This window comes from Bacillus alveayuensis (assembly GCA_030812955.1).
Lineage (GTDB): Bacteria > Bacillota > Bacilli > Bacillales > Aeribacillaceae > Bacillus_CB > Bacillus_CB alveayuensis.
The window spans coordinates 27850-39881 of sequence record JAUSTR010000009.1 but is presented as its reverse complement, the minus strand read 5'-3'; the positions used below and the strand labels follow the sequence as shown (position 1 = coordinate 39881).

12 protein-coding genes and 1 riboswitch are annotated in these 12032 nt (G+C 37.1%); of the genes, 8 read left to right on the top strand and 4 right to left on the bottom strand.

Features of this window, described 5'->3' with window-relative positions; all coding sequences use genetic code 11:
* Position 1: 1 nt before the first annotated feature.
* The 4 genes from J2S06_RS10535 to J2S06_RS10520 all read left to right on the top strand — a co-directional run bounded on the left by J2S06_RS10535 (position 2) and on the right by J2S06_RS10520 (position 3659).
* Positions 2-1201: a CaiB/BaiF CoA transferase family protein gene (locus tag J2S06_RS10535; RefSeq protein ID WP_044896350.1), complete on the top strand. Its 1200-nt coding sequence runs from the start codon at positions 2-4 to the stop codon at positions 1199-1201.
* A gap of 38 nt (positions 1202-1239) precedes the next feature.
* The gene (locus J2S06_RS10530) at positions 1240-1491 is read left to right on the top strand and encodes a DUF997 family protein (protein WP_044896351.1); all 252 of its coding nucleotides are present in this window, start codon (positions 1240-1242) and stop codon (positions 1489-1491) included.
* On the top strand, positions 1488-2993 hold the full coding sequence (locus J2S06_RS10525; protein ID WP_419152259.1) for a sodium:solute symporter family protein: 1506 nt from the start codon (positions 1488-1490) through the stop codon (positions 2991-2993). Before J2S06_RS10530 ends, J2S06_RS10525 begins: the two co-directional genes overlap by 4 nt.
* 69 nt (positions 2994-3062) lie before the next feature.
* Entirely contained in the window at positions 3063-3659 is a 597-nt protein-coding gene (locus J2S06_RS10520) for a flavin reductase family protein (protein WP_044896353.1), read from the top strand.
* Between the two features lie 528 nt (positions 3660-4187).
* On the opposite strand, the gene J2S06_RS10515 is transcribed toward J2S06_RS10520, so the two are convergent.
* Genes J2S06_RS10515 through J2S06_RS10505 form a run of 3 tightly spaced genes read right to left on the bottom strand, consistent with a single transcriptional unit; the run spans position 4188 to position 6784 of the window.
* Entirely contained in the window at positions 4188-4922 is a 735-nt protein-coding gene (locus tag J2S06_RS10515) for an ABC transporter ATP-binding protein (protein WP_419152258.1), read from the bottom strand.
* 2 nt (positions 4923-4924) lie between these two features.
* Positions 4925-5698, bottom strand: a complete 774-nt coding sequence (locus J2S06_RS10510; RefSeq protein WP_419152257.1) for an ABC transporter permease — start codon at positions 5696-5698, stop codon at positions 4925-4927.
* Positions 5699-5716: 18 nt separating this feature from the next.
* Positions 5717-6784, bottom strand: a complete 1068-nt coding sequence (locus tag J2S06_RS10505; RefSeq protein ID WP_419152256.1) for an ABC transporter substrate-binding protein — start codon at positions 6782-6784, stop codon at positions 5717-5719.
* 162 nt (positions 6785-6946) lie between these two features.
* Here J2S06_RS10505 and J2S06_RS10500 point away from each other — a divergent pair, with 162 nt between their 5' ends.
* The gene (locus J2S06_RS10500) at positions 6947-7843 is read left to right on the top strand and encodes a DMT family transporter (protein WP_419152255.1); all 897 of its coding nucleotides are present in this window, start codon (positions 6947-6949) and stop codon (positions 7841-7843) included.
* A 93-nt stretch (positions 7844-7936) separates the two neighbouring features.
* On the opposite strand, the gene J2S06_RS10495 is transcribed toward J2S06_RS10500, so the two are convergent.
* Positions 7937-8728, bottom strand: a complete 792-nt coding sequence (locus J2S06_RS10495) for a putative hydro-lyase (RefSeq protein ID WP_419152254.1) — start codon at positions 8726-8728, stop codon at positions 7937-7939.
* 450 nt (positions 8729-9178) lie between these two features.
* Positions 9179-9289: riboswitch (SAM riboswitch) on the top strand.
* A gap of 169 nt (positions 9290-9458) precedes the next feature.
* On the opposite strand from J2S06_RS10495, the gene J2S06_RS10490 reads away from it, so the two are divergent.
* Genes J2S06_RS10490 through J2S06_RS10480 form a run of 3 tightly spaced genes read left to right on the top strand, consistent with a single transcriptional unit; the run spans position 9459 to position 11995 of the window.
* Positions 9459-10472, top strand: coding sequence for a methionine ABC transporter ATP-binding protein (locus J2S06_RS10490; protein ID WP_044896564.1), 1014 nt, complete (start codon positions 9459-9461; stop codon positions 10470-10472).
* A complete protein-coding gene (locus J2S06_RS10485; RefSeq protein ID WP_044896563.1) occupies positions 10462-11127 on the top strand; it encodes a methionine ABC transporter permease in 666 nt (221 codons plus the stop codon). Before J2S06_RS10490 ends, J2S06_RS10485 begins: the two co-directional genes overlap by 11 nt.
* A 37-nt stretch (positions 11128-11164) precedes the next feature.
* Positions 11165-11995 carry a MetQ/NlpA family ABC transporter substrate-binding protein gene (locus J2S06_RS10480; RefSeq protein ID WP_419152253.1) on the top strand — a complete coding sequence of 277 codons (831 nt, stop codon included), beginning with the start codon at positions 11165-11167 and terminating at the stop codon, positions 11993-11995.
* Positions 11996-12032: the final 37 nt, after the last annotated feature.

The window sequence follows — 12032 nt, the reverse complement described above, 5'->3', positions numbered from 1 at the left end:
TATGAATACAAAATTACCATTAGAAGGTCTTCGTGTAATTGAATTAGGCACCTTATTAGCTGGACCATTTACTGGTAGGCTATTAGCAGATTTTGGCGCTGAGGTGATTAAAATTGAACCGCCTGAGAAATGCGACCCAATGAGGAAATGGGGGAAATCAAAAGATGGGGTCGGCCTCTGGTGGCCCATTCAATCACGAAATAAAAAGTCAATTACTTTAAATTTACGTGTTGAAGAAGGACAAAAAATTTTAAAAGAACTAGTTAAACAGTCCGACATTCTGATTGAAAATTTCCGTCCTGGGACAATGGAAAAATGGAATTTATCATATGAAGAATTATCCAAAATGAACCCGAAGCTCATAATGGTTCGCACTTCTGGTTTTGGTCAAACAGGCCCTTATAAAAACAGAGCTGGTTTTGGCAGTATCGGGGAGGCTATGGGCGGTTTACGATATGTTACAGGTTTCCCTGACCGTCCTCCAACAAGAATTGGCATCTCCATTGGTGACACATTAGCAGCCCTTTTTGCAACAATAGGGTGTTTAATTGCCCTACAAGAGAGAAATTCTTCAGGAAAAGGTCAAGTAGTTGATACCGCCTTGTATGAAGCAGTTTTTGCCGTAATGGAAAGCTTAATACCCGATTACTTACTTGCTGGATATATACGTGAACGAATGGGGAATATCCTTCCTGGAGTTGCACCTTCCAACATATATTTTACAAAGGATAAAACATATATTGTTATCGGAGCAAATGCAGATGGAGTTTTTAAACGTTTATGTGAAGCTATGAATCAACCAGAATTAGCGGAAGATCCTCGATTTTCCACACATGAAAAAAGAGGAGAAAATATGAAAGAGTTAGACGACTTAATTGAGGAATGGACGAAGTCTTTAAACGCAAAAGAAGCCTTAAAAATATTAGAGGAAAAAGGAGTACCATCTGGACTTATTTATTCAGCAAAAGATATTGTAGAAGATCCTCATTATAAACAAAGAGATATGATTATTTCCGTTGAACACCCACAATTAGGAGAGTTTCCGATGCCTGGAGTTGTTCCTAAATTAAGTCGAACACCAGGTCAAGTAAAATATCCTGGAGCGGAATCAATGGGCAAGCATAATGAAGAAGTGTATTGTGGCTTGCTTGGTATGACAACAGAAGAGCTAAAACGATTACAAAACAAGCAAGTTATTTAGTTTCTTTCATCATCCTGAATGAAGAATGGAGGCTACTAATGGAAAAAAGACAAATAAAAGAACCGATAAGAAAAAAATGGATTTGGATTGTTCTCTTTTTCATCGTCATGGGGATTGTTCCGTGGTATTTTCCGAAAAGCGCTGGGGAAATATTCATTCTCGGCTTTCCACTCTGGGCATTTGTTTCAGCCATTTTTTCACTTGTTTTATGTGGGTATTTAAGCTGGCTTTGTCTTAACGAATGGAAAATTGTTGAAGACATTGAGCAAGAAGAGGAGGCGAAAAAATGAATGATTTAGTTTTTGCTGGGACGGACGGCATTATAATCTTAACGTTTTATGCAATCATTATGCTAGCCATTGGCTATTTCTCTGGAAGAGGAAAAAATCTTCATGACAGTTTGTCTGGCTATTATTTAGCAGGAAGAAATTTAGGAATTATTGCTTTGTTTTTTACGTTATATGCAACACAATATAGCGGAAATACGATCGTAGGATATGCTCCAACTGCCTATCGAACAGGTTTTTCATGGATTCAATCTATTTCATTTATGACCATTATAATCGGAATATATTTATTATTTGCTCCTAGATTATATGTCATTTCTAAAAGACAAAACTTCGTTACACCTACAGATTGGCTTCAATTTCGTTTTAAATCGAAAGCGGTTACAATTTTAAGCATTTTTCTTATGCTATGGGGATTAGGAAATTACCTATTAGAGCAATTAGTAGCAATTGGGCAAGCTATTTCAGGCATGACAGGCGGAACAATTCCGTATCAAATTGGGGTTATTGCCTTCGTTCTTGTAATGTTGATTTATGAATGGATGGGTGGGATGAAAGCGGTTGCTTTTACAGATGTGATGCAAGGATTAGTACTTATGTTAGGTATTTTTGTTTTTCTATTTGGATCTTTACACCTTGTAGGGGGAGATTTTGTAGAAGTTACAAAATTTATTTCCGAACATGATCCTGCAAAAATAGCGGTCCCTTCTTTAGAAACCTCTATTAACTGGTTTAGTCTGTTGCTGCTTGTCGGATTTGGAGCTGCTATTTATCCTCATGCGATACAACGTATTTACTCTTCCGAAAGCGAACGTACATTAAAACGATCTTTTGCTCGTATGGCATGGATGCCTCCATTAACAACAGGACTTGTATTTATTATTGGTATTATCGGAATAATGGTAATCCCAGGACTTGATAAATCAGGATCTGAACAATTAGTTGGGATGATGGCTAATAAAGTAGCCTCTATCAACTCGTTTTATTACTGGGTAATGGTACTGTTTTTCGGAGGAATCGTAGCCGCGATTATCTCAACAGCCGATTCAGTTCTTTTAAGCTTTTCATCGATGATCTCAAATGATGTATACGGAAAATTTATGAATCCAAATGCTTCTGAACGTAAAAAAGTCATGGTAGGAAAAGCAAGTGGTATCCTTGCAGTTGTTTTTTTGTTGTGGATTGCTTGGAATCCGCCAGCAACCCTCTATGAAATATTCGTCCTAAAGTTCGAGCTATTGGTTCAAGTTTTTCCCGCCTTTATTCTCGGTCTGTATTGGAAACGGCTATCTGCTAAGCCAGTGTTCTTTGGAATGTTAATGGGAGCAATATTAGCTGGAGTACTCACTATTATCGGTCATAAAACAGTAGTTGGTATTCACGGAGGAGTTTTAGGTCTTGCTCTTAATATTTTTATTTGTGTTATCGGATCTTTAATGTTTCCATTATCTGCCCAATCAAAACAAGAAGCTGAAAAATTAACCTCATTAAATATAGAAATGTAATTCTATTCTTTTTAATGAATTTCTGGGGTGTGTTTTCATCATTACATATTAAAGGAGGGGCAAAAAATAATGAAGTTTCATCCTGATCAATTAACAACGAATGAGATGTACAAATTATTAATTGGTTCGATTGTTCCAAGACCTATTGCTTGGGTTTCGACTATTTCTCCAGAAGGTCGTTTAAATTTAGCTCCTTTTAGCTTTTTTACAGTTGCTTCAAGACAACCACCAATGCTATGTATTTCCATTGGACCTGGTGTTGGAGAAAGGGAAGGAACAGAGAAAGATACATTAGTCAACATCCGTACACAAAAAGAGTTTGTTGTTAATGTTGTTCCTTCGTATTTAGGAAATAAAATGCAGAAAACATCCGAAAATTTTCCTAGTCATATAAACGAGTTCGATGTCGCACAGTTAACTCCAATTGAAAGCGAATTCATTCAACCAAAAAGAATTAAAGAATCTCCAATTCATATGGAATGCCAGTTAGAGCGTATGATTCAGCTTGGAAGCGACCATCTGATCATTGGAAAAATAGTCCTGTATCATATTAAAGATGATTATTATCTAGGAAACTACAAAATTAATTTAGAAAAATTACAGCCTCTTGGCAGGCTAGCAGGGAATTATAGCGAGATCAACAATTTCTTCAATCTCCCAAGATAAACTTTACAATAAATTATTATACCCTTATTAACTGAAGATACCCATCACTTAAAAAATAAAACTTAAAAGTCTATTTTAGAGTAAATAGCTCCAAAATTAAAACCCAAAGAATGTTGATTTTACAGAATTCTTTGGGTTTGCTTTTTAATTGCGGGATTAACTATAACTTTTCGGATAGCTCCTTTTTTATTTACTGTCTTCAAGACTCAAAAAACATTGTGGAACGTGACAAACTCCTAGAACTAATAATTTCGATAATCTCTATTAATCAAAAATGTGTCTAGCATATTTCATATACATCCTCATTAAAAATATCCAAAATATTGACTTAAATCCCTAAGTATATATACAGACCAACTTATCGAAGAAACTATTAAGGAAAAGCTCTAGCCCCCCTTTTCTTGCTAGCCACTACTACTCTCTTCGCAGCTCGGGACTTGAACTCTATAGAATATGCACATGCCTAGCACACCAAAAAAAGACACTTGCCAATTCAAATAATGGCAAGTGTCTTTACGATTCATGTTACTATGCTAACCCTAGCAGTTGGATAATTTCTTGTCTTAGTTCGCCAAAACGCTGGCTATTACGATTCCTTGGTCTTGGCAGGTCTAGATCGATCGTGCGAACGACTTTTCCTGGTCGAGCACTCATGACAAAAACTTTATCAGCTAAGTATAAAGCTTCATCAATATCGTGAGTAATTAAAAGCATCGTTTTCCCAGAGCCTTCCCAAAGTTTTAATAGCTCATTTTGCATTGTTAAACGAGTCATCGCATCAAGCGCTCCATAAGGTTCATCAAGGAGCAATATGTCTGGATCCATAACAAGAGCTCTAGCAATGGAAACACGCTGGCGCATACCGCCTGACAATTGGCTTGGGTAATAATCGTAAAATCCCTCAAGGCCGACAGTCTTTAAAACTTTTTCTGCTTTATTTCGCCGCTCCTCTTTTGCAACGCCTGCCAACTCTAACCCCATTTCGACATTTTTACCAACGGTTAGCCACGGATATAAGGCATGCTCTTGAAAAATCATCATCCGTCGTGGCGAAGGCTTTCGAATCAATTCCCCATCCGTTTGCACCGCTCCTTCATCAGGCGTCTCTAACCCAGCTACCATACGAAGAAGGGTGCTTTTTCCACATCCTGAAGGGCCGACAATTGCAGCAAATTTCCCTTTTTCAATGGTCAAATTTATATTTTCAAGTACTTTTAGACTACCGAAAGATTTGTATACACCTTGTACCTCAATCGTCTGCATCTTTACTTCAATCCCCCAATGTAGCGCCACTTTAACATGCGGCGTTTTAACCATTCCAACACAACATGGTCAAAAAAGGCAGCAATTAGTCCAATGATGACAATATACATCAGGACATCTACCATTTGTGCAACTTCCCCTGCAAACTGAATCGAAAATCCAAGACCACTAGACGCTCCTCCAACCATCTCGCTGGCAATGAGCGACCGCCACGCATTCCCAAATGATACTTGAGCTCCAGTTATAAATGAAGGCAGCGTTTCAGGCAGATACACTTTTTGTAAAAGCTGGCCTTTCGTAGCTCCTAATACTTTTGCAACTTCAAGATGAGTTCGATTAATTCCTTCCGTAGCATTCATAACAGATAAAGCCATCGGGAAAAAGCTTGCAATAATAATAACCGTAATAATAGGTACGTTTCCAAAACCGAACAAAATTATTAAAAACGGTATCCACGTGATCGGGGGAATGGATTGTAAAATGGCTATCAAGCTTCGCAAATAAACTGCAAAACCTTTTGACAATCCAGCTAATAGCCCTAATAACCCCCCTAATAAGCACGCACTTGGATAACCGATCACAAGGCGAAATAAACTGTCTTTTAACGATGTCACGAATTCTGGCTCTGTTATTCCAACACTCAATCGTTCTAAAACGGTCAAAACACTTGGTATTAAATAAGGTGGTGAAAATAATGCTGCGATTTGCCAAATTAGCAGCAATGTTCCGATTGCTGCTGCATATGGCCATACTTTTTTCCACGCTTCCGAGTTCATTTTTTGCACCACCATCCTTTAAGATTCAATTTGCTCCTGCCAGCTTAAGTCAAGTGCTTCCTTCACATCGATTTTTTCTTTTAAAATACCTTGTTCAACCATCATACCAGTAATTTCTTCCATTTTATCAATTTGTTCAGGTGTAATGCGCCAATCGAATGTTTGCGTTTTAGTCGACTCCTCAATGATTTTTGTTGCCTCTATTGTTTCACCGTCAGAAGTTTGTAAAGAATCTTCTTTAATAAAATGCTTCGTAATAAATTCCGCTGCTTCACCAGGTTTTTGTTGAAGCATTTCGATCGCTTCTTTTTGCGCATCAAGCAAAGCATAGACGGCTTCTTTATTTTCTTTTAACATTTTCCCTGATGTAATGACAACCATACAAGGGAATGGCCATTCTTGACCAATTTCGTATATTTGTTCAACAGGAGTCGTTAAACGAGCAATAGAATCGTATGGTTCGAATACAAAAGCTGCATCCACTTTCCCTGCAGCAAGAGATTGAATAGCGACTGACGGAGATACATACTGCATTTGTACATCATTTTTTGTAATACCAGCCTTTTTCCAGACAACTCCATTTAAAACTATATCTGCTGTGCTTCCTTGTTTTTGAGAAGCAACAGACTTTCCTTTTAATTCAGCTAATGTTTGAATTCCACTGTCTTTTCGAACTAACATACTGTGATATCCCATTTGTGCTCCGCCGACTATTTTGATATCAGCCCCTTTATCAATCCAAGTTAGGGCATTCGTAAAGCCAAGAACACCAACATCAATTTGTCCGCCCACGATTGCTTTAATTAAATCCGTTCCGCTGTTAAAAAGTTGCATTGTTTCATCAATACCGTGTTTTTCATAAAGTTTCGCTTCACTAGCCAATATCGCTTGGGCATCGTCCATAACATTTAAATAACCGACCCGTACTTGATGAAGATTTTTTTTTGAATCCTTTTCTTGGCTTGAATGATTTGTTTGCGGTTCAGTAGAAGAACTATTTTCACTGCTTCCGCATGCTGTCAAACTGAAAAGCAATGCAAAAGATGCCACTGTTGCTACCATGAGTCTTTTTTTCAATCTTTTCATATTCCAACCCCCATTTACCATAAATTCCTACCGGTTTAATAGGTTTATTGTATGTAGGATATGTTCATTTTGTCAAGATATTTCAATCTTTGATTTTATTATTTTGTGAAATAAGTATTTTTTAGTAAAATAGGATAAAAATAGATGGGAGAAGACGTCATCATGAGAGAAAGAATTTTTTTAATATTAGCAACACTATTTTGGGCTGGAAACTACGTGTTTGGAAAATATGTCGTAGCTGAAATGAGTCCATTATGGATTACTTTTGCTAGATGGTTTTTATCTTTAGCTTTTCTTATTCCTATTTCATATTGGATTGAGCGGCCGAACTATCGTGAAATATTCAAAAGATCTTGGTTGCCTCTAAGTGTAATGGGAATACTCGGCATCATTGGATATAATCTTTTGCTTTACGGAGCATTAGAATACACATCACCTTTAAATGCATCACTCGTGAATGCATTAAACCCAGCCATGATGGTTGTATTTTCATATTTTATATTAAAAGAGAGAATGACTTTTATTAATGTTATCGGATTTTTTATTTCGCTAGTTGGAGTGCTTTTAATTTTAACAGACGGACATTTAGAACTTGTTTTTCAAACAAGTTATAATCTTGGCGATTTAATGATGGTGGGGGCTAATTTAGTTTGGGTCTTTTATTCTATTATCGGCAAAAGATTAGCCGTTCCACCGATTACGGCAACAGCTTGTTCTGCTTTACTAAGCGTCTTTTTTTTACTTCCTTTTCTATTTCTATACCCTTTTGATATCACTCAATTAAGTGCAAGAGGAATTACTGGAATCATCTATATGTGGCTATTCCCTTCTGTTTGTTCCTTTATTTTTTGGAATATGTCTGTCAAAAAAGTCGGACCTAGTCATGCAGGCGTGTATTTAAATTTAATTACTGTATTTACCGCTATCATTACAATCATTTTAGGTGAAAAAATTGCTGCATCTCAAGCCATTGGTGGTGTTCTCGTTCTTTTCGGTGTATATTTTGCTACGAAAATAACGAAGGCAAAACAAAATCTCGAAAAAATTGCAGAGATTTAGTTCCCACATGCAGTTCCTTCCCTTATGTAAATTAAGGAGAGACGATCATTCGCTCTCCCTCTTCTATCACTCTACATATATTAGTGATCAGCTTTATAAAACTCCAAATCGCTCTTCACGTAAATTCGTAATAAACATATGGCCAGGTGCATGGGTGATCATTAAATCCGGCTTCACTTGCATCGCTACCGCCTGCGGAGTCACGCCGCAAGCCCAAAACACCGGAACCTCTCCATCCTTTATTGGAACAGCTTCTCCAAAATCTGGATTTTGTAAATTTTCAATTCCTATCGACTCTGGGTTCCCGATATGAACAGGGGCACCGTGAACGGCAGGAAAACGGCTCGTAACTTGAACGGCGCGGACTACATCTTTTTCTGGGATTGGACGCATACTGACAACCATTGGACCTTCAAAACGTCCAGCTTTTATACAAGGAATATTCGTTTTATACATCGGTACATTCGTTCCACATTCAATATGCCGAACCGGAATACCATTATCTAGTAAAGCCTTTTCAAATGTAAAGCTGCATCCTAGTAAAAAAGCAACCATCCCATCTTCCCAATAGGAAGTGATTTCATCCATCTCTTCGACTAATTCCCCATGACGATAGATTCTATATTTTGGAATATCTGTCCGTAAGTCTGCATCAGGAGCAACGAGCTCTGGAATTGGTGAACCCGGCTCTGTCACATCAATGATCGGACAAGGCTTCGGGTTGCGTTGACAAAATAACAAAAATTCAAAGGCCAGCTCTTTTCTTAAAATAACTAAATTTGCTTGTGTAAAACCATTTGCAAGACCTGATGTCGGCTTTCGCCATTCATTACGACGAATATATTCACGAACTTTAGCTGGTGTTGCAGTAGATAAATCGAGCATTTTTGTTCCTCCTCAAGATGATCATTTTGACTCTTTGTGTTGAAAAACTATTTCCAAAAGACCTACATAATATGAGGGATTTTACTAGATTATATACTAGAATGGTATTACATATCCAATTTATTACACCCTCCTCAAAAAAGCTATATTTCTAATTAAAAAATTAAACTCGTATTTTACTTTTCTCTGTTTCTGTTTTTTGAATCGAGTGTAACTCTTGATGAGATTTCCCATTATCCCCCTCTGATAGTTTTAGCCCGATGACACCAGTAATAATAAGAATAACAGACAAAAGCTTAGTCCAAGAAAACGATTCTTTAAAAATAAAAACAATTTTTTTCTATATACATCAATGTTGTAAGCGTTATCAATATTTTTTAAATATAAAAAATAGATTGACAACAAATTTATTAATCATTATGATTTATATTAAAATCTCATACAAGCAACCGCTTATCGAGAGAGACCGAGGGAACAGGCCCAATGACGTCCGGCAACCTCCTTATAAAAGGAACGGTGCCAAATCCTGCAGAATGACACTTTCATTCTGAAAGATAAGTCGTGTACATAGATACCCGATGCCTCTTTCTGAATGAAAGGGGCATTTTTATTTACCTTAACAATTTTTTCAAGGAAGAACCTCATATATCTTTTTCTCGCCTTTTTTATACTAAACTTATTGATTTACTTGTAAACTAATTCCCAAAAATTTGGGATTGAGGTGATGTTAATGATTGAGATCAAAAACTTAGTGAAAGTGTATACCTCTAAAAAAAGTAAAGTAATCGGTGTGGATAATGTTTCATTAACAATCAATCATGGAGAAATCTTTGGCATCGTTGGGTATAGCGGTGCTGGAAAAAGTACGCTGTTAAGATGTCTGAATCTACTAGAACGTCCGACATCTGGGCAAGTTTTGATCAATGGTGTTGATTTAACCTCTTTAAATGAACAGGAATTGCGGAAAGCACGCCTAAAAATCGGAATGATTTTTCAGCATTTCCATCTCGTAAGCTCTAAAACTGTTTTTGAAAATGTCGCATTTGCTCTAAAGGCTGCTAAAAAATCAAAGGAAGAAATCGAAAAAAGAGTAAATGAATTACTGGACATGGTCGGTCTTCTTGATAAACGAGATGCGTATCCTTCTCAACTAAGCGGTGGACAAAAACAGCGTGTTGGAATTGCGCGAGCACTCGCCAATGATCCAACAGTCCTATTATGCGATGAAGCAACTTCGGCGCTTGATCCAAGTACGACAAAATCAATTCTTTCCTTGTTAAAAAAAATTAACCGTGAACTTGGCATTACGATTGTTTTAATTACTCACGAAATGGAAGTTGTAAAGGACATCTGTGACCGAATTGCTGTGATGCAGGATGGAAAAGTGATTGAACTTGGAAATGTTTATGACATTTTTACGAATCCAAAAGAGCCTTTAACGATATCGTTCATTGAGAGTGTCCTACAATTTGAGCTTCCGGAACATTTGCTGTCAAAAAGTACTGGAACAATTGTGAAAATTCAGTTCAAAGGAGATATCGCAGAAGAAGCAGTTGTTTCGGATATGCTTCAATCGTTTAAAGTAAAAGGGAATATTTTGCACGGAAAAATTGAGTACATTCAAGATATGCCACTAGGAATCTTTATTATGGAACTGACCGGTGATGAAAGTGAAATAAAGCGTGCTATTGATTACATCGCACAACGGACCAATGGACTGGAGGTGATTACAAGTGCTGCTTGATTCCCTTATTGAATTAATTCCTGAACTAAATAAAGCATTTATAGAAACTCTTTATATGGTGGCGATTTCTCTATTTGTTGCGATGGTCGTTGGTCTTCCATTAGGAATTTTGTTATTTGTCACAGACCGTGGTCTATTTTTGGAAAATACAACGGTTAAATCTGTTCTTGGATTTGTCGTCAATATGGTTCGATCCATTCCATTTGTCATTTTACTTGTTGGCTTATTGCCGCTTACGAAACTAATAACTGGAACAACAATCGGACCAACAGCAGCTTCTGTATCTTTATCCGTTGCAGCCATTCCGTTTTTCGCTAGAATTGTAGAAACTTCTTTTCGGGAAATTGACAAAGGTGTCATTGAGGCAGCTGTTGCTGTCGGAGCCACACCTTGGATGATTATAAAAGACGTCCTTTTACCTGAAGCACGTCCTGGCATTGTACACGGAATTACGATTACAACAATAAGTTTAGTCGGTTATTCAGCTATGGCAGGGATTGTAGGCGGCGGCGGAATTGGTGACCTAGCGATTCGCTTTGGTTATTACCGCTATGACAATACCGTGATGATTACGACAATTGTTATTTTAATTTGTTTAGTGCAAATCATTCAGTTTACAGGAGACCGAATCGCTCGTCTTGTTGATAAGCGATAAAGTCTTTAAAAATATAAAACATTAGGGGGTTATGATGATGAAAAAATTATCCATTTTACTAGTTTTGCTATTATTGATTGGACTTCTAGCTGCCTGTGGTAGCAAGGAAACAGCTTCAGACTCTGCTGAGAAAAAAGAACTAACAATTGGAGCTACTTCTGGCCCTTACAGCGATATGGTGAATAAAGCTATTAAGCCTATTCTTGAAAAGAAAGGCTATCAAGTAAAAGTAGTAGAATTTAGCGACTATATTCAACCAAACTTAGCTCTTGGTAATGGAGATTTAGATGCTAACTTATTCCAGCATAAAATTTATATGGAAAAGTTTGCTGAAGAAAATAACCTTGACCTATCTGAAGTAATTATTGTGCCAACAGCGCCAATGGGTATCTACTCCAATAAGTTTAAATCATTAGATGAAGTTACAGATGGCAGTCAAATTGCCATCCCGAATGATCCAACAAACTTAGCAAGAGCTCTCTTAATTTTACAAGATGAAGGACTCATTACTCTTGATTCATCTGTTAACCCGTTAACCGTCTCTGAAAAAGATGTAAAAGAGAATGTAAAAAACCTTCAATTTAAACCAATTGAAGCAGGCCAATTACCACGTTCAGTAGAAAGCGTTGATTTAGCTGCCGTTCCAGGAAACTATGCGTTAGCAGCAAAAATGAATCTTTTAGATGCATTAGCATTAGAAAATATGCCTGATGACTACCGTAACCGTGTTGTTGTCAATACAAAAGATCTCGACAAACAATTTGTCAAAGATATTAAAGAGGCCGTTGAATCCGAAGAATTTGAAAAAGTCATTGACGAACAATTTAAAGGGTTCGGCAAGCCTGAGTGGATGTTAAACCGAAAATAATCTATGAGAATATTGTAAAACGCCACTTGTTGTGGCG